The 19,448-nt window shown below is 38.2% G+C and carries 15 protein-coding genes; 6 read left to right on the forward strand and 9 right to left on the reverse strand.

Annotation, left to right across the window (positions count from 1 at the left end; translation table 11 throughout):
• Positions 1-837 precede the first annotated feature (837 nt).
• Positions 838-1,896, forward strand: coding sequence for a glycosyltransferase family 4 protein (locus BT999_RS09625; RefSeq protein WP_072697585.1), 1,059 nt, complete (start codon positions 838-840; stop codon positions 1,894-1,896).
• Positions 1,897-2,079: 183 nt separating this feature from the next.
• Here BT999_RS09625 and BT999_RS09630 read toward each other — a convergent pair whose 3' ends face one another.
• A complete protein-coding gene (locus BT999_RS09630) occupies positions 2,080-2,895 on the reverse strand; it encodes a hypothetical protein (RefSeq protein WP_072697586.1) in 816 nt (271 codons plus the stop codon).
• A 372-nt stretch (positions 2,896-3,267) separates the two neighbouring features.
• On the opposite strand from BT999_RS09630, the gene BT999_RS09635 reads away from it, so the two are divergent.
• The 4 genes from BT999_RS09635 (at position 3,268) to BT999_RS09650 (ending at position 7,906) form a co-directional block, all read left to right on the forward strand.
• Entirely contained in the window at positions 3,268-4,332 is a 1,065-nt protein-coding gene (locus BT999_RS09635; protein ID WP_072697587.1) for a DRTGG domain-containing protein, read from the forward strand.
• A gap of 10 nt (positions 4,333-4,342) precedes the next feature.
• Positions 4,343-4,978: a LutC/YkgG family protein gene (locus tag BT999_RS09640; protein ID WP_072697588.1), complete on the forward strand. Its 636-nt coding sequence runs from the start codon at positions 4,343-4,345 to the stop codon at positions 4,976-4,978.
• A gap of 3 nt (positions 4,979-4,981) precedes the next feature.
• Entirely contained in the window at positions 4,982-7,135 is a 2,154-nt protein-coding gene (ldhH, locus tag BT999_RS09645; protein ID WP_072697589.1) for an L-lactate dehydrogenase (quinone) large subunit LdhH, read from the forward strand.
• Between the two features lie 261 nt (positions 7,136-7,396).
• Positions 7,397-7,906 (forward strand): peptidylprolyl isomerase, encoded by a 510-nt coding sequence (locus BT999_RS09650; protein ID WP_072697590.1) that lies wholly within the window; start codon positions 7,397-7,399, stop codon positions 7,904-7,906.
• A 123-nt stretch (positions 7,907-8,029) separates the two neighbouring features.
• On the opposite strand, the gene folD is transcribed toward BT999_RS09650, so the two are convergent.
• The 3 genes from folD to glgP all read right to left on the reverse strand — a co-directional run bounded on the left by folD (position 8,030) and on the right by glgP (position 13,146).
• A complete protein-coding gene (gene folD / locus BT999_RS09655; RefSeq protein ID WP_072697591.1) occupies positions 8,030-8,884 on the reverse strand; it encodes a bifunctional methylenetetrahydrofolate dehydrogenase/methenyltetrahydrofolate cyclohydrolase FolD in 855 nt (284 codons plus the stop codon).
• A gap of 154 nt (positions 8,885-9,038) precedes the next feature.
• Positions 9,039-10,340: a phosphopyruvate hydratase gene (gene eno / locus BT999_RS09660; protein ID WP_072697592.1), complete on the reverse strand. Its 1,302-nt coding sequence runs from the start codon at positions 10,338-10,340 to the stop codon at positions 9,039-9,041.
• A gap of 235 nt (positions 10,341-10,575) precedes the next feature.
• Complete coding sequence (gene glgP / locus BT999_RS09665; RefSeq protein WP_072697593.1) at positions 10,576-13,146, reverse strand: alpha-glucan family phosphorylase; 2,571 nt, start codon at positions 13,144-13,146, stop codon at positions 10,576-10,578.
• A 264-nt stretch (positions 13,147-13,410) separates the two neighbouring features.
• Between glgP and dut the strand changes: the two genes are divergently transcribed.
• Positions 13,411-13,902, forward strand: coding sequence for a dUTP diphosphatase (dut, locus tag BT999_RS09670; RefSeq protein WP_072697594.1), 492 nt, complete (start codon positions 13,411-13,413; stop codon positions 13,900-13,902).
• Positions 13,903-13,927: 25 nt separating this feature from the next.
• Here dut and rsmI read toward each other — a convergent pair whose 3' ends face one another.
• The 5 genes from rsmI to pyk all read right to left on the reverse strand — a co-directional run bounded on the left by rsmI (position 13,928) and on the right by pyk (position 19,027).
• Entirely contained in the window at positions 13,928-14,752 is an 825-nt protein-coding gene (gene rsmI / locus BT999_RS09675) for a 16S rRNA (cytidine(1402)-2'-O)-methyltransferase (RefSeq protein ID WP_072697595.1), read from the reverse strand.
• The gene (locus tag BT999_RS09680; RefSeq protein WP_072697596.1) at positions 14,712-15,311 is read right to left on the reverse strand and encodes a YraN family protein; all 600 of its coding nucleotides are present in this window, start codon (positions 15,309-15,311) and stop codon (positions 14,712-14,714) included. The genes rsmI and BT999_RS09680 overlap by 41 nt, the downstream gene beginning before the upstream one ends.
• A gap of 55 nt (positions 15,312-15,366) precedes the next feature.
• Complete coding sequence (locus BT999_RS09685) at positions 15,367-16,086, reverse strand: ribonuclease HII (protein ID WP_072697597.1); 720 nt, start codon at positions 16,084-16,086, stop codon at positions 15,367-15,369.
• Between the two features lie 57 nt (positions 16,087-16,143).
• Positions 16,144-17,169 carry an HD-GYP domain-containing protein gene (locus BT999_RS09690; protein ID WP_072697656.1) on the reverse strand — a complete coding sequence of 342 codons (1,026 nt, stop codon included), beginning with the start codon at positions 17,167-17,169 and terminating at the stop codon, positions 16,144-16,146.
• Between the two features lie 406 nt (positions 17,170-17,575).
• Complete coding sequence (gene pyk, locus BT999_RS09700; RefSeq protein WP_072697599.1) at positions 17,576-19,027, reverse strand: pyruvate kinase; 1,452 nt, start codon at positions 19,025-19,027, stop codon at positions 17,576-17,578.
• Positions 19,028-19,448: the final 421 nt, after the last annotated feature.

Genomic DNA, 19,448 nt, shown 5'->3' on the forward strand with positions numbered 1-19,448 from the left:
ATAACTGTACAGTTCGAATCAACTAATTGAATCGACTGACTAAAACTCTTAAACTATTTTTTTTAGAATGTTTTCTAACCGAAGTTAAAAAACTATTTTCCCAACTCGCTATTTAATTGTCAAAGAACTAATTCTAAATTAAAACGTTAAAACCTAATTATCTTAAATAATTACGAACTCAACATAAAAACTTAATCTCTCTTTCCGCTCCAACTTTTCGTGAAACGCGAAAGTTCTTTTTGCCAAACTTATTGAAACTTGTCAACATCTTTTTTATTTTTTTTTAATCTTTTTTTCAAAGCTTTCAAAGCCAGAAAAACAAACTAATCACTTAACATAAAAAAGCTAGACCAAAATCATATTCTTTATCTAAAAAACATATATCTCAATAAATCAAATTAGTTACATAAAAAAACAAATAAACCTGCTTCAATATATCGCTAAGATAATTAAAAGCAAACCTATTTGCATCTTAAAAAAATCTAATCTTTAAAATATACTCTAATAATTTGATAACAAAGAACATTTTTGAAATTCGCACCAACGCCGAACTCATTCTTCGTCAGTGCGAGAAATGCTTCTATGTGTTTTATCAAAAAACGTCAAGCACTTTTTTAATCTTTTTTTTATTTTTTTTGAGAAAAATGTTTGAAACTTTTAGGAAAAAGAAAGGTTTGTAGAAATTTAACTTGTTATTTAAACAACTTAACTACAAAACACTTTTAAAACAATTTCTAAAAAAAATTGATACTCTACAGAAGAAGATTAGCTGTTGACAAGTTGTATGAAAAAATTAAGACTAAACTTAAGTTTTATACAAACAATTAAAGGTAACATATGCACATCATTATTTTTAGTTCATCAACAAATAGAAGTGGCGGAACCCGCCAAGCCGCATATCAAGCCAAGGCTCTCACGGAACTTGGACATAATGTTGTTTTTTTAATTCCTGAAACTTCTCAAATGTGGAACGAAACCGGCGAAACTTATTGGAAAAAGCTACCGACCGACCCTAAAAAATGGCGTAATGTAATCGAGTCTTACTTTCCAGACAATGAGCCTGCAATTGTACACGCATTTCATAATAAAGCCGTTAAGCTAGCGTCTTGGTGGGGGCTTTTTTGGCGAAAGAAAAAAGTGATTTGTGTTTCGCATCGTGGCGTAATCTTTCGCCCAAACAACCCCTTGCCTTATTTATCGCCTGGGCTTGCCATGGTTATTCCAAATTCGCTAGCCTGTGTGAAAAAGTTAAATTGGCATTGTCCAAAAAATAAAATACACTTTGTGCAAAATGGTATTCCGCTTGAACGTCTAACCCCTTCAAAATCTATTGAGGAAATAAAGACAGAGTTTGCAATTAAGCCGTCGGAGTTTTTATTTTGTTCTATCGGAAACAACACACCTGTTAAGGGTGGAGATATTCTCTTAGAAGCCTTTGCCAAAGCAAAATTAGCAAACACAAAGCTCATCTTAATTGGCTTTTCACGAGAGAAATATTTACCCATCGCTCAAAAATTAGAGATTGAAGACAAATGTATTTTTGTAGGGCATCAAGAAAACGTCAGTAACTATCTTCAAGTAAGCGATGCGTTTATTTTTCCGTCAAGAGGTATGGATTCAAGCCCAAACACTTTGCTCGAAGCCATTTGCATGGGACTTCCGATAGTGGCTTGCAGTGTTGGCGGAGTTCCTGAAATTATTGATGGAAACGGCTTGATTACACCTATAGAAGATACTAGCGCCTTAGCAAAAGCTCTTATTACTTTGCGTAATGATCCGGAACTGTGTGCAAAATTTGCACAACGTAGCAAGGAGTTAAGAGAACGTTTTGATATAAAGACAAGAGCAAAGTCATTGGAAAAGATTTATCAAAATTTAATTTCACGCTTAAAATAAAAACAAGATTGATAAATCATTCCCATTTAAGACTATTATAATACTCTGTTTTGCATACTTTTTTCATCGTTTTATATAGTGTCTTTCTCTCAATGATCACTATGAGACTATTATGCAAGTATCCTTTTATAAAATGAAAAAAGGACAGGCAAAAACCTGTCCTCTTCCCTACCCCATTGTCTGCTACCGTCTATGACGAGTAGAAGAAAGTTTTGTCGGTGGTGCGTTTGGATCAATACGCACGCCGCCACCGGCTCTAATTTGTGCATCAACTATTCTATCTATTTCTTCGGAAGTTCTGGCAGAACTCATCAAAACACCGCGATTAATCGGCATAGTCTCTGGTTCTTTAGGTTTAAAAGCATTATTGCGAATTGCGTAATGTTCCCACAACGACTCGGCTGTCCCCGTTCCGCCATTTCCACCTACAAATCCGTTATCAGTATTTTGAAACAAAAAAGCATCTTCGTTTCCGGCAAAATAAGTACCTGATTTTTGCATAACATAACGGTTATTATAAACCATGCGAGCCGTAATCATCACTTCAATTCCCTGACGAGAAGGAATATTTAACCTATATACGGAAAAGGTTAGGCTTACACTATCAAATTCAGGTTGTTCAGATACTTGTAAACCACGAGAAACCAACTCGGTTTTTAACAAATTGAAAAACGCTTTAGGGAAAGCCCTGTTTTGAGGAGTAGGCAAACACAAAGGTTTTGCCATAAGCTCGGGGCGATATTCGAGAGCCCTACGCACGGAACTAGCAATATCAGCCGCAACAACATGCCAACGTCCAACGTTTGCGATATTGCTTCCGCTGTCTGCCAAAGTTCCAATAGGGCGGTCAAAACCGCGCGGGGTATCCGAAGCCTCGACAAAAGTCGAGCAACCCGCCAAAAATAAAGCACTCAATAATAAAATGAGTACGGGAACCAAAACAAAATTTACAACACGGGCGATTACACCATGTTTACGGCGAGAAAATATTTTCCTCATTTCACTATCCTTGTGGTGTGAGGTCTGGAAGTCATTAACAAAAAGTTAACTGTTGCCTCTTTATAAGGAAACAACCATAATAATTTACAATTACACACTTTTCTTCAACAACAAATAACTTTATAACTTTATCAGTTCTTCAACTGAGTCAAAAAAGAATATCGTCAACATCTATTTTTTTCTTTAGGTATATTTTATTTTTATTCCGCTTAAAACTATCAAAAAAACCATTAATTTCACAATAAAAAGTCTTAAAACCCTTACTCTTTGAGGTTTTTATCTATTGTTGCACGTTTTAACTCTTTATGACATAATAACAAAAAAGACGAATTAAAAACTTTATACTAATAGCCTTAAAAGCTCGGATATTATATGCAAAGTCTCTATATCGCCTCAACAACCACCAAAACGGGAAAAAATTTAATTACCCTTGCCCTTGGAGTAATCTTACAGCGTCAAGGAACAAAACTCGGATATTTTAAACCAATCGGCGATATCCCAACCCTCACAGACGAAAAACTTGGCGATAGCGATGCCCTTTTAACCCAAGAGGTTTTAGGACAAAACATTAATGCCGATATTTTAAGTCCTGTGGTGATTTCATCAAATTTAAGAGCCACTCCTTTTGGACTTGACTCTAAAACAACTCAAGAAAAAATTCAAAAAGCTTATCAAGAAATCGCTAAAGATAACGACATGACCTTGGTTGAAGGTTACGGAAGCTTTCCCGCCTCCGGCTTTTTTTGTGGGTCAGATGCGATTTCTTTGGTTAATTCACTAAATCTGAAAGTTATTTTAGTAGAAAAAGTAGGGCAAACTCCAAACTATGATGCGATCTTATATGCCAAATATCTTTTAAAAGATTCGCTGATCGGGGTTATTTTAAACGACCTTAAAGAAAATGTTTACAGAGACACAAACGAACTTTTAATCCCTTTTTTAAACAAAAGAGGAATTAATATCTTAGGTTGTGTTCCCCACGAACCCGAACTCGCCTCAATAAAAGCAACAGAACTTGTTAAAGGCTTAAAAGGTCAACTTGTGGCCGGTAATGCCAATATGGCAAGTAAAGTAAAAGGCTTTTTAATCGGAACAATGCAAGTAGACAACTTTATGTCTCACCTTGCAAAACAAAACAATATTGCCGTTATTGCCGGCGGAGACAGAACCGATATACAAATTATGGCACTGCAAGGGAACTGCTCTTGTTTGGTTTTAACGGGTAATATGACTCCATCAGAACTCGTCAGAACCAAAGCCGATAAAACAGGAATTCCAATTATTGTAGTGAAAGAAGATACTTATACAGTCGCACGCAATATGGAAAGAATTCTAAAAGGACAAAAACTGGAAGATTTGAATAAAATAAAAATAGCCGTAGATTTAATTATGCAACATGTAGATATAGATAAAATAAGTAAACATCTTGCCATGTAAGGAAGAAAAAATGACAAAAACAAAAATAGAAAAAGTCGCTTTATTTAAAGAAAAAGCCACAGCAGTTAACGCCACAGTAACTGAAGCCGCCAATATAGATGCCGCTTTGGCTTATGCAATGGACGTATGCCACAAAAAAGAAGCCTGTCAGTTATTACTTTCGGGTTGTGAACATGAACTTTCAGAAAAAGCTCAAAATTCTTGTGATGTTGCGTCTCAAAATGTTAAAATAATTGCCGGAGTTAACCTACCTCAAGATATTTATGAAAAACTTCAACAAACAGGCAGTGAAAATAACTTCAACGTAATTAACAATGGCTTAAGAAAACATCTTAGCGGTTTTGATATAACAGTAAGCTTGGGCAATATGGCAATAGCCGAAACAGGTTCAATAGTCTGTGATTATTCAAGCGAAGATGAAAGAATAGCCACTATGCTCTGTGAAATTCATATTGTCTTGTTACCAAAGTCTAATATTTACGCTGATTCTTTTGAACTCGAACCTGAACTAACTAAACTGATGAAAGAGGGTCCTCGCTACATCAGCTTTATCTCAGGGCCAAGTCGCACGGCTGATATAGAAAGAGTTTTGGCAATCGGCGTTCACGGACCACTTGAAGTTCACATTATTTTATTGGAGGACTAAACCATGCAGACAGATATAAAAAATTTAAAAGAATATCATAAAGAAATACAAGAATCTTTAGATGACCAGTTTTTAAGAAAAAGTATGGATAACTACGCCGTGGCTTATAGATCGGCTCGCCAGGCTCTTTTGCAAAACGTTGATATTAAAGAAATGATCGACGACATAATAGAATCAAAAGACAAAGCTATTCAAGACAACGCCAAATTACTTAAACAATTTACGGAAATGGCAGAAAAAAACGGCGTTAAAGTACACTTTGCTAAAAACGCTAAAGAAGCTAACGAGATTATTGCAAAAATAGCAAAAGACAATAATTGCAAAACGGCAATCAAATCTAAATCAATGACTGCCGAAGAAACTCTTTTAAACCACGCCCTTGAAGAACAAGGCATGAAAGTAACCGAAACAGACCTTGGCGAATGGATCATTCAATTAAGAAAAGAAGGTCCTTCCCACATGGTTATGCCGGCTATTCACCTTTCTCGTTACCAAGTTAAAGACTTATTTACCAACGTAACCAAAAAGCAACAAGATTCCGACATTCAAAAACTGGTTAAAGTCGCCAGACGTGAACTTAGAGAAAAGTTTGTCGGGGCAGATATGGGAATTTCGGGTGCAAACTTTGCAATCGCCGAAACAGGCACTATAGGTCTATGTACAAACGAAGGAAACGCTCGTTTAACCACAACCCTACCTAAAGTCCATGTTGCTTTGATCGGAATAGAAAAACTAGTTCCAACGCTGCATGAAGCCTTACAAATTGTAAGAATCTTGCCTAAAAACGCTACCTGCCAAAATATTACTTCTTATGTTACCATGATTACCGGAGCCAATGAGTGTGCAACCGGACCTAACGGTAAAAAAGAAATGCACATTGTATTTTTGGACAACGGTCGTTCAGAAATGGCAAAAGACCCTCTGTTTGCAACGGTATTGCGTTGTGTGCGTTGTGGTGCTTGCGCTAACGTTTGTCCGGTTTATCGATTGGTTGGCGGACACAAAATGAGCTATATTTATATTGGAGCGATAGGTTTAATTTTAACTTATTTCTTCAACGGAGCTGATACTGCTAAAAATTTGGTTCAAAACTGTATCAACTGTGAAGCTTGTAAAAATGTTTGTGCCGCCGGAATAGACCTTCCAAGAGTTATTCTTGAAGTTAGAGCCAGAATTTTAGACGAAACCGGTCATACCTTTGAAGGGACTTTATTAAATAAAGTATTAAAAAATCGTAAATTATTTCATTCATTATTGCGTTTTGCCAAATGGGCTCAAAAACCGGTTACCGGCGGAACTCCATATTTAAGACACTTGCCTGATTTATTTATGAAAGGTCAAGGTTTTAAAGCCCTTCCCGCTATCGCCGACAAACCGTTTCGTGATATGTGGGAAGAAATTCGCCCGCAAGTAAAAGGAACACCAAGCCTAAAGGTTGCTATCTTCTCAGGTTGTGTCCAAGACTTTGTTTATCCCGAACAAGTTAAAGCGGCAATGGAAGTTATCGCCAGCAAAAACGTAGAACTTTTCTTCCCAATGGATCAAACTTGTTGCGGTTTACCTGTTTTAACAATGGGTGAAAAAGATGCGGCTTTTGCTGTTGCCGAACAAAATATTAAAGCTTTTGACGATACGCAATATGATTATATCGTAACCATGTGTGCTTCTTGTGCCTCTCACTTGAAAAACAATTACCCACATATCTGTGAAAAAACCAAGTTAGCACCAAAAGTCAATGCTTTTACTTCAAAAGTAATAGATTTCAGCTCTCTGGTGCATGACGTACTCGGTATTAAAAAAGAAAGCTTTAACGCATCAAGCGATACCGTTGCCTACCACGCCCCTTGCCACCTTTGTCGTGGCTTAGACGTGCATGAAGCACCTCGAAACATGATAAAAGACAGCGGGGCAAGCTATGTTCCCACCGCTGAAGAAGAAGTTTGTTGCGGGTTTGGCGGAAGCTATTCCGTTAAATTCCCTGAGATATCCGCCGCCAACCTCGAGCGTAAACTCAACCAATATGAAGCCGCCGGTGCAACAACGCTTGTTACCGATTGTCCCGGTTGTGTTTTACAACTTAGAGGCGGAGAAGTAAAACGAGGTAATCGGATTGAAGTAAAACATATTGCCGAATTACTTGCAAAAAACTTGAAATAACAAACTAAATCAAACCACAACAAAAAAACACGAAGGGGGCGTTTACTCCTTCGTGTTTTTCTTTAAACATAAAACTTGTAAAAAGACATTTTGCATAGTTTTTTCATCATTTTAAATTCTGTTCGTGCAAAGAATAAAACATTTTAAATTATAAACCTTGCTCATTTTACAGAAAAAAATTTCAATAAAACCGATAAAGAGACCTTGAATTTATTATTTTAATCAATATACTTTACCTATTAAAAACAATAAGGAGAACTCATGTCTAACCCCGTAGTATTAATGGAAACCAGCTCAGGCGACATATTAATTGAACTCTTTGAAGACAAAGCCCCGGAAACCGTAAAAAACTTTTTATCTTATGTGGACGAAGGCTTTTACAGCAATACAATTTTTCACCGTGTAATCAAAAACTTTATGATTCAAGGTGGCGGTTATTCCATGCGTCTTGAAGAAAAAACCACAAAAGCTCCAATAAAAAACGAAGCCGATAACGGTGAAAAAAATCTTACCGGAACAATTGCCATGGCAAGAACCGCCGCACCTCACAGTGCAACCGCTCAATTTTACATCAATGTCGCCGATAATGCCTTTTTAGATCATCGTAGCACGGCAGATTCAGAATATGGTTATTGTGTATTCGGAAAAGTAATTGACGGAATAGATAATGTGAACAAAATTCAAAAATTAAAAACAAAACCACAAGGTATGCATGATGATGTTCCGACGGAATCTGTGCTTATCACCAATGTTTCACGTTTTGAAGTTTAATTAATCGTTATTTACAAAAAAAGTTTAAGAAAAACTCCACAGTCGCTTTTATTTAAAGAAACTGTGGAGTTTTAAGGTTTATCGACTTTAATTTTTTGACTGATTTATACAAAACTATATTAATTATAATTGATTACGCCATTTACAAGCTTGAATTGTACTAAACAAAAGTTCGGCAATCGTCATTGGACCTATTCCGCCGGGAACGGGAGTAATCGCACTCACCTTATCTTTTACATCTTCAAAATCACAATCGCCACAAAGCCCCGAGGTTGTACGATTAATTCCAATATCTATAACTACCGCACCTTCTTTGATCATATCTTTTTTAATAAAGCGTGGTTTACCAAGTGCCAAAAATAAAAAATCAGCTTCACGACACTCAGCCCCAAGGTCTTTTGTTCCACTATGACAAACCGTTACGGTTGCGTTAATTGTCGGAGCCGCCAACATCATTGCCAATGGTTTTCCGACAATATTACTGCGTCCGACTACAACAGCCTTCTTACCCGCAGGGTTAAGACCATAATGAGCCAATAAACGCAAAGAACCGGACGGAGTACAGGGACGTAAACCGGGTAAACCCAAAGCCAAACGCCCCATATTGATCGGGTGAAAACCGTCAACATCTTTTTCAGGCAAGATACGTTCAAGGCAAGCCTGAGAATCTAAATGACCGGGGAGTGGAAGTTGCAATAAAATTCCATCAACATTATCATCGGCATTTAACTTGTCAATCAGAGCCTCAAGCTCTTTTTGGCTTGTTTCAATTTCCAAACGATAAACCATAGAATTTAAACCCGCCTCGAGTGCGGCTTTTTCTTTCGCTCTAACATAAACCTGAGAAGCCGGGTCATTACCAACTAGTACAACCGCCAACCCGGGGGTGCGTGCAATTTGGCGAGATAAATTTTGAACTTCTACTGCCAAACCCATGCGTAAAGTTGCGGCTGTTCCTTTACCGTCTAACAAAATCATAAATATATCCTTAAATTAATTTGCAAAAATAATATTTTAAAAACAGAACCACCACAAACGCAGATGCTTTGCAGTGGTTCTTTAAAAGTATACTTATTTTAAGCTTATTTTACAAGCTTAAATAAACCAACCTTATCTAAAATATAAACGGTTCTTATTCGTTATCGCTGTCAAAACCAAAGTGAGACCCCATAATAGGACCATAATAAGAAGCCGTATCTTCAAGCTCTTCTTCAATGCGTAAAAGCTGGTTATATTTAGCTAAGCGGTCGCTACGGCATAAAGAACCGGTTTTGATTTGTCCTGCGTTTACACCAACAGCTAAATCAGCGATAAAGCTGTCTTCTGTTTCGCCGGAGCGGTGAGAAATAACTGTTGAATAAGCTGCTTGTTTAGCCATTTCAATAGTATCAAGAGTTTCCGTAACCGTTCCGATTTGGTTTAATTTAATTAAAATCGAGTTTCCGATTCCTCTTTCTATTCCCTCAGCCAAAATACTCGGATTGGTTACAAAAATATCATCACCAACCAGTTGTATTCTATCGCCAAGTTCCATGGTTAAACGTCCCCAACCGTCCCAGTCGCCTTCTGCCAAACCGTCTTCGATTGAGATTAAAGGATATTTAGCGGTAAATTCAGAGAGATAATCAACCATTTCAGCAGAACTTAAAGTTTTGTTTTCGCCCGCCAATACATATTTTCCATTTTTATAAAACTCAGAAGCAGCACAATCAACCGCCAAAGCGACTTCGTCTCCGGGGCGATAGCCGGCTTCTTCGATAGCTTTAATAACATATTTAAAAGCAACATCATGGCTCTTTAAGTTAGGAGCAAAACCACCTTCGTCTCCGACGCTGGTAACATGACCATCGGTGGCTAAGATCACTTTAAGTGTATGGAAAATTTCAGCACCCATACGCAAAGCATCTTGGAAAGTATATGCACCCATAGGCATAATCATAAACTCTTGAATATCAAGATTATTTGGAGCATGCGCTCCACCATTGATAATATTCATTAAAGGAACGGGTAAAATTTTAGCGTTTAACCCGCCAAGATATTGATATAACGGAAGTCCAAGAAAAGTTGCCGCCGCACGAGCCGTCGCCATAGAAACACCGAGCATGGCGTTTGCACCAAGTCTTTCTTTGTTATCAGTACCGTCAAGGTCGATCATGGTCATATCGATGCTGACTTGTTTAAGGGCGTCAAGACCGACTAAGTTTTCGGCTATTTCACCATTAACATTATCAACCGCACGCAAAACGCCTTTTCCTTTATAACGAGATTTATCACCGTCTCTTAATTCTAAAGCTTCGCGAGTTCCGGTAGAAGCACCGGAAGGAACAGCGGCCCTGCCGATAATGCCGGAATCAAGACCAACCTCAACTTCAACCGTTGGATTACCGCGAGAGTCAAGAATCTCTCTACTCCAAACAGAAACGATAGTACTCATATGATGGCTCCTTAATTACTGGAAAATCCAGGCTATATATAATAAAAGATAAACAAGTTGTTATCAAAAAAAATCATTAGATTAAAATAAGACTTTTTTGCATTAAGGTAAAGTTAAAAAGATAAATATTTAAAAAAGAGCAATAATAATTTCACAAGCCGAATCTCGAAAACAAACATACAAATAAAAAAGGAGGGTTAACGCCTCCTTTTAAATCATATTTTTTTTAAAGTTATTAAGACTGAGCCCAACGAATTAAACCCAAAAAGCGTGCATCAGAAAGTAAGGCGTGATGCGGCATTGCCCTTACCGTTACACCGTAGCGTCCGGCTTCTTTCGGCTCTATCTCGCCTTGATATAATCTCCAACCGCCTTCTTGTCTATCTGTAACCGGTTTCATTTCTACAATCTTACGCTCTACAAAATCACCGTTTTGGCTTAAAGTTCCCGAACAAACTTCAACCAACAATTGGTTTGAGTCTAAATTGCCCATAAATACTTTGGCTTCAACTTTTATTGGGTCGCCGATAAACATAGAATTTTCGCCATTCACGGTTACGTCTGTGATATTAACATTGCCCCACTGGGTCATAATCGAAGTACGCCACTCCGCCAACTCTCTTGCCGCACGATAATCTTCTTTACAAAGGCTGTTAAAGTTCTTATATGCCGGCATATAAGCATCTTTTAAATAGTCGTTTACCATACGGTGTGAACTATATTGTCCACAAAGCTCTTTAAAGGCAAGTTTCATCTTTTGCACCCAAGAGCGTGGTAAACCGCCTCGCCCTCGTTCGTAAAAGGTTGAGATAATTTCGTTTTCAAGCATATTGTATAAAGTTTTGATTTCTACACAATCTTGATAATCAGGGTCATCATAATCATCTCGCCCTCCGATTGCCCAACCTACGCTATTATCATCTTTCCAAGCTTCGTCCCACCAACCGTCAAGCGTGCTAAATTGCAACACGCCGTTAAACATAGCTTTCATACCGCTTGTTCCACAAGCTTCAAGCGGACGGCGAGGGTTATTAAGCCAAATATCACAACCTGAAACAAGATACGAAGCTATTTCCATATCATAATCTTCTAAAAACACTAATTTTCCACGAAATTCAGGAGTACGACAAAGGGCAATAACATCTTGCATAAGTTTTTTACCGCCGTTGTCCTGCGGGTGTGCCTTACCGGCAAAAATAAATTGCACTGGGCGTTCTTTATTGCTGACTATACGCAACAACGCCTCTTTATCTTGCAAGAGCAATGTTGCTCTTTTATAGGTAGCAAAACGACGAGCAAAACCAATAGTTAAAGCATCAGGGTTAAGAACATCTTCTGCCCCTCTGATTTCATCACTTGATGCCCCTTGTGCAATCAATTGTTTTTGTAAACGCTCTCTGGCAAAATCAACCAAACGAGCCCTTAAACGTTCATGAGTTCGCCATAATTCAGAATCGGAAATATTATTTGATTGCGACCAAACTTTATGAGTATCGGGTTCTTCTCGCCAGTTTAAACCAAGGTAACGGTCAAAAAGAGTTCCAATATCAGAAGAAACCCAAGTCGGAGCGTGAATTCCGTTTGTTACCGAACCAATCGGCATATCGTCGACAGGGAACTGATTCCAAACTTGTTTCCACATATTCCGTGAAACATGCCCATGCAAAGTGGAAACTCCGTTATTAAAACGAGACAAACGCAAAGCCAAAACCGGCATACAAAAATGTTCGGCATCATCATGCGGATTTTCACGCCCCAAAGCCATAAAGACCTTAAAGGCAAGCCCCATATCCCGTGCATAACCTTCAAAATATTTTTGCATTAAATCAGGCGGGAAGCGATCATTTCCGGCAGGCACGGGAGTATGAGTCGTAAAGATAGAGCCGGAAGCCGCGACCTCAACCGCCGCTTCAAAGCTAAGATTATGTCCTTTCATAAACTCTCTTACTCGTTCAAGCCCGGCAAAAGCGGAGTGCCCTTCGTTCATATGAATAACCTTAGGGTCTACGCCAATTACTTTTAAAGCTTTTATACCGCCAATACCAAGGAGCATTTCCTGCCATAAACGCATTTCATTATCGCCAAAATACAAGCGAGAGGTAATAGGACGAAATTCAGGAGGGTTTTCCGGAAGATTTGTGTCTAATAAATACAGCGAAATTCGCCCTACTTCGGTTACCCAGATAGATGCTACCAAAGGGCGGTCGCCTATATTTAAGTGAACTTTACAAATATTTCCGTCTTGATCAAGCACATGACGCATTGGCATTTGGTCAAAATCATAGTTGGGATAACGCTCTTGTTGCCAACCTTCTATGTTCATATATTGGCGAAAATATCCCTGTTGATAGGCAAGTCCCATACCGATAAGTGGAACATTAAGGTCGCTTGCACTTTTAAGGTGATCGCCGGCAAGAATTCCAAGCCCACCTGAATAAATAGGTAAACACTGGCTTACCCCAAACTCCAAGCTAAAATATGCAATAACGGGATCACCGCTTTTTACGTCTTCAAAATTATGCGGAGAGGGCTTTGAGGTATAAAGGCGAAGTTGTTCAACCGCTTCATTTAAACGCTCTTTAAATAAAGTATCGTTTGCCAATTCTTTAAGCCTGGTTTGAGAAACATGATTTAAAAACCAAACCGGATTTTTATAGCTTTGATTCCACAAAAGGGGGTCAATCTGAGCAAATAAAGTCTCGATATTATGATTCCAAGTAAACCAATGGTTATATGCCAAGTGCCAGATAGGTTCTAACTCTGTGGGCAATAACGGAATAACGTTAATAATTTTAATAGGTTTCATAATACCTCCGGAGTAAAATAACAAATAAACGGCGACTTAATACATTTTTGCTTATATTCTTATTTGATAACGCAAATTTTAAAAATAGACAAGAAATTAAAATATTTTATACTGCAAATTGTGTATACGTTATTGTATTTGTTAATATTGAAAAATTACTATACTTTTTACAGAGTTTTTTCATATACTTTTAAATAACAGCTTAATTAAAAAACATTTACACCAATCATCTTAATATAAATATAAAAAAGTTAAGGAACTCAAATGAACAGTCAAAAAATAAAAATAAAGTTTTTTAGAGATGCCAAAAAACTATATAACGTTTTTACAAATGAATCAGCCTGTTACAATAACTTTTATGCAACAGACCAAGCCGTTGGTTTAGATTTAAGAGCCTGTTTAGAAGATCAAAAATCATTAATAATAAAAAAAGGTGAACGAAAAAAAATAGCTGTTGGTCTAGCGTTTGAACCAATCGCTGAAAATATTGCCGCCTTTATTTATTCACGTAGTGGTCTTGGGGCAAAAGAAGGGCTTTGTGTCGCCCAAGGGGTCGGAATCATAGACCCGGATTATAGGGGAGAAATTTTTATCTATATTTTAAACACAAGCGAAAAAGACAAAGAAATTTTACACGGAGAAAGAATCGCTCAAGCGGTCTTTCAGCCATTTATTCGTCCAAGCTTTGAAGAAGTTAACGAGCTTTCGCTAAGTCAAAGAGACAGCGGCGGGTTTGGACACAGCGGACGCTTTTAACGCACACAATTCTTTGTCGTTTTTTTTACTTTTGAGCTTCAATAAAGGCATAAAGTTCTTTTAAACTCCAACCTTCGGTTTGGGTTTTGAGAAGTTTTGCCAATTCTTTTACTTTTAGCTGTTGAGTAAGTCCTTTTTCCACCAACTTTTTTAAAGTTTCAAGGTCTGTGCGTTCTGCCGTTCCACTACTGCCACTTGGTGCAATAATAATTGTTAACTCTCCTAAAAGTTCTTCGGACAAATCTTCCCACTTATCCAAAGTAGACAAAATAAACTCTTCATAAGTTTTAGTAAGTTCCCTCGCAATACAAAACTCACGCTTTCCCAAAACTTTAAACGCCAACTCTAAACTTTCTTTAACTCTGTCTTTACGTTCAAAAAAAACAAGCGTGCTTTTAAAGCTAACAAACTGTTGAAATATCTTTTCTTTTTCAGATTGCTTACGAGGTAAAAAACCAAAAAAAGTAAAAGGCTGAGGCGGTAAACCGCTCGCCGACAACGCCACAATCGGAGCAGAAGCCCCGGGAATCGGAGAAACCTCAAGCCCCTCTTGACGACAAGCCCGCACAAGACGATAGCCGGGGTCAGCCATAAGCGGAGTTCCCGCATCGGAAATCAACGCCAAATTTTTACCTTGTTTAAGCTCGTTTAAAATTTGTTCCTGTCTTTCCACTTCGTTGTGTTCATGAAAACTTAAAAAAGCCTTGGGAACAACACCACAACGTTGACAAATCAGCCCGGCTCTGCGTGTATCTTCGGCTAAGATTAAATCGGCTTGAGTCAGAGTTTCTTTGGCTCTAAAGGAAAGATCAGCGGGGTTGCCAAGCGGCGTTGCAACTATCCATAACATGATAATCCTCCAATACGTTACTGTAATGCTTAAAGAAAAAAGGCGAAGTTAACAAAACAAGACTTTGATCATTTATTTTTTTATGCACGGGCGAAATATTTTCCACATACCTGACAACATAAAACAAATCAAAACGACAGGCACAGTGCCACATATTTTTTAGCTGAAGCCAAGCCTTTGCCGCCCTTATTAGTTTTTTTTGTTTCGCCGATGAAAAAATATTGTTCCAATCTACGCTATACTCTATGTGTTCATCAGCTTTTTGGGGATCAGCCAGAAATAACTCTAAAGTTTTTTTATCTATTTTTATTGTACGTGTCCGCACTTCTATAAAAACAAGCTGAGACTCAATCGTTTGATCAAGTGCGACAAAATCTAGTTCAACCCCACGATATTGAGCTTCGTTTTTAATGGATAAAATATCCGGTCGCCAATTTTTTGCTAATAATTTTAAATCCAAAAGGTCAAACTGCTTTAAAATAAAAGCTTCTCCGGCGTCACCCAGCTCTAGATGTTTCGCTTTATTCTGATGACTTTGTGGGTATATTTTTTGCGACACACCACGCCTCGAAATTTTCTATAGATTTTATAGTTAGTTAGGACAACTGAAAAAATTAACGTACTCCGGCGAAACTCTTACGATGTAAACGACAAGCACCATATTTTAAAATTGCATCTCTGTGTGCCTGTGTTGCATAACCTTTATGAAAATAAAAACCATAATTCGGATAACGCAATTCATAAGCTTCCATTAAATCGTCTCGAAAAGTTTTTGCCAAAACAGAAGCCGCAGAAATAGACGAAGCCAATAAATCCCCTTTGACCAAGGTGCGTTGACGCGGGGGATATTTACAGGTTTGATTTCCCAAAAATGCTTTATCCATAAAAAGAGCGTCGGGAATACGCCTGTTTCCATCAACCAAAAGAAGAGGTAAAGACTCAAGCCCCGCAGTTTTTGCCTTATTTTTTTTGTCAAAATTAATCTTTAAAGCAATTATAGCCCGCAACATGGAAATATGGGTCGCTTTTAAAACATTGTAAGCATCAACCTCTTGTTGCCAACTTAAACCAAGACCGAAAGCAATGGCTTCTTTTTTGATTAAAGGCACAAGAGCTGTTCTTTCTTCTGCTTTTAAGAGTTTAGAATCTGTTAGATTACTCAAGGTTTCAGACAAAGCCCCTTGAGGTAACCAAACCGCCGCCGAAACAACAGGACCGGCAAGACAACCACGCCCCGCTTCATCTATTCCGATGTAAGGTTCAGAAGGTACAAGACCGGAAGAAAAGCCGGGAAGGCTAAATTGCACGGTTTGTGCTGTTTTTTTTATAGACATGATTTAAAAGCTACCGGAACTCACCAAATTAAATATTAAAAATAAGTCAAACGCAAGTTAAGCTTTGTTTTTTCCAAAAGCTTCCATAACATAAGCCCCCGCCAAAGCAGATGCAAACGCCGAATCATAACGAGCTTTGTCTGCCATAAGTTCTTGAGCAGCCGCCAATGGAGCTTTAGCACCGGCATAAGGACGTTTGGTAATCATTGCACAAAAAGAATCGGCAACCGCCGCAATACGTCCAAGGCGACTTAGTTGGTTCGCTTTTGCTTTTTGCGGATAACCCGAACCGTCAAGACGTTCATGGTGTTCAACAATTGCCTGTCTGACTTCATCAGCCACTAATTCGAGCTTTTGAGCTATTTTAAAGCCAACAACAGGGTGAGGCAAAATTTTGTCTTTTTCTTCAATTTTTAAGGCCGTACTTTTAGTAAGAATAAAAGGCGGAACTTTGCTCATGCCTATATCGTGCAAGAGTAAAGCTAACGCCGTATTGTCAATACTTTTTCGAGTAAGTTCTTCGCTTGTTTTAACGTTAAACAAAAGCCACAACCCGACCCAAAGTGTATTGGTTGAGTGGTTAACCAAACTATATTCCGTTGATAATCTACGCATAAAAAGCTTAATGCGATGATTATCTTCATTCAAATATTCGGTTAAAACCATTAAATCAACATATAAAGGATCAAAAAGAATTTTTACCGGTTGTTCAAGAAAATCATTTAGACGCAAAGCCAACGCACGTTGAATAATATCGGCGACTTCGCCTTCTTTTAAGTTTTTATCAACTAAAACAAGATCGAGTTGTTTTACGATATGTTGTGAATAAATCGGGTGGTCTGTTCTTGAAACAAATAAATCACCTTCGGAACAAAGCTTATTGACAAGCTCAACCTCTTCATTACTTAAGCGAGAACCTTTACGGAAAAGTGGCTCTAAAACTCCAAGCTCTTCTTTAAAAACAAACAAATCGACAGGGGGGCGATATTTTGGAAAACTTTCAATAATCGCCAAGCCAATTTGGTAATATTCTTCATTGATATTATCGGGTATCGTTGTTCTATTTTTTGCCTTACTCAAAATAAACACTCCATGATTAAGCCGGTTAAAATATGCAGGTAATTAATATCAGACCTTAACAATAAGTTATTAGAGACTATTGTACAATAGTATCCTAGCAGCTTTCGCCAAAAAGATACTCCAAAAACCACGAATAATCACACTAGGCTGGCTTTGCCTGCCAGTGGGCTTAAAGCTCTTGCGGAGAGCTTCGGGGGTGAAACCCTCGAAAATAAAGAACGCTAGGCTGGCTTTGCCTGCCAGTGGGCTTGGGGGCTTCGGGGGTGAAACCCTCGAAAGTACAGGGAAAATTTAATTGTTCTGTAAAATTAGTGGTTTTTGTGGTTTAAGACTTTTTATGTTATGTGTTACAGAGCATAAAACGATAAAAAAAGCACGCAAACCAAAGTTTTGAATGGTCTTTATTCAGTTATTTTGCATAAATTTTAACCAAGTTAGTACCTTTATTTGCCGCAACGTTATTTGTTTGTCCGGCAGTAATGACTATTCGGTCTCCTGCGGAAAACTCTTTATTGGTGTCAATAAAATATTCCGCTCTTTCTAAATGTCCCGGCATATTTTCATCAACCAAGATCGGGTTAACCCCCCAAGAAAAATTTAAGCTCTTAAGCGAAACATGATCAGGGGTTAAAACATAAAGTTCTTGTTTCGGGCGATAAGAGGCGGTTTGGCGACCTGATGAACCGCTTACACTATGACAAACCAAGGCTCTGGCGTGAGAAACTTCCGCTAACTGACAAGCCGCCAAAGTTAAAAATTCCGACGGAGTTGCCTCTTTTTGAGCCGCCGTATAATGTTTTTTAAATAAAAGATGTTCTCTACTGACATTACTTACAGGTTGGCGCTCATGTAAAACGGCCTCTGCCTCTTCGGTAATTTGTGCCATAAATTTAACAGCTTCAACAGGATATGCACCCATCGCCGTTTCTTCGGAAAGCATAACACAATCAGCCCCGTCAATAACGGCGTTGGCAACGTCAGTTGTTTCAGCCCGAGTTGGAACAGGGTTATTAACCATTGAAAGCAACATCTGGGTTGCGACAATAACCGGTTTAGCCGCCCTGTTGCAAGCTGCGATAATACGTTTTTGCATAGTCGGCAACTTAGGCAAAGGACACTCTATTCCCAAATCGCCTCGTGCAACCATAACAACATCGGTTACCGCCAAAATTTCATCAAGACGATCAACGGCATTTTGTCTTTCAAGCTTGGCAACCACAGGGACTTTACGTCCATGGCTTATAATAATCGCTTTAGCTTCCAAAATATCTTCGGGAGTTTGCACAAAAGATAAAGCAACCGCATCAACTCCAAGTCGTAAGCCATCAGCTAAATCTTTTTTATCTTTTTCAGTCAAAGCCGGAACTTTAAACGACTTACCCGGCATGGCAAGACCCTTACGAGACGTTACTATGCCGCTATTATTCGCCTGCAATACAACAAGCTCGTTATTTATTTTTTTAACAACATCAAACTGTAACCCACCGTCGCTTAAAACAATATGATCTTTAACGTCAAGGTCGGCAAGCATCATATGATTGTCAAAAGGCATAAAAGGCAAATCGGCATTTTCCGGTTTTTTTAAACCTAAATAAGCCTTAGATCCGGCACTAAAAGTAATTGAAGGGACATCAAGATTGCCGATACGCACTTTTGGACCTGATAAATCCTGCATAATGGTAATTGGAATATTGTGTTTCATTTCTTGTTTTCTGATATTGTCAATCAGCTCAACAAACATTGAGGCATCACCATGCGAAAAATTTAAACGAAAAATTCTTACGCCGGCTTGAATAAGCTTTGATAAAACTTCCGGCGAACTTGAAGCCGGCCCGATTGTTGCGATTATTTTAGTTCTCATTTTGTCTCCTGAAAATTATAAGGTAGTTAAATAAAACATATTTTTTATATTAAGAAACGCAATCTTTAACAAGCTTCTAGCGTCATATGTCTTTTTATACATTATATATTTTATTTTGTCATTTACAACTCTACTTATTAACTAAGACCATTGCAAAACTTCGTTTTGCGTGCTTTTATCATCGTTTTATGTTCTGTATACACATATCATAAAACGTATTAAGCCACAAAAACCACTCATTTTACAGGAAAATTAAATTTCCCCTTTGTTTCGAGGGATACCCCCGAAACACCCCGCAAGAGTTTTAAGTCCACTGGCAGGCAAAGCCAGCCTATTGGCTTTATTCGTGGTTTTTGGAGTGTCTTTCCGGACTGTCTTTATGGCGAAAGCCACTTTGAGACTATTGTGTAATAGTCTCTAA

Source organism: Desulfovibrio litoralis DSM 11393, from assembly GCF_900143255.1.
GTDB classification, from domain to species: domain Bacteria; phylum Desulfobacterota; class Desulfovibrionia; order Desulfovibrionales; family Desulfovibrionaceae; genus Frigididesulfovibrio_A; species Frigididesulfovibrio_A litoralis.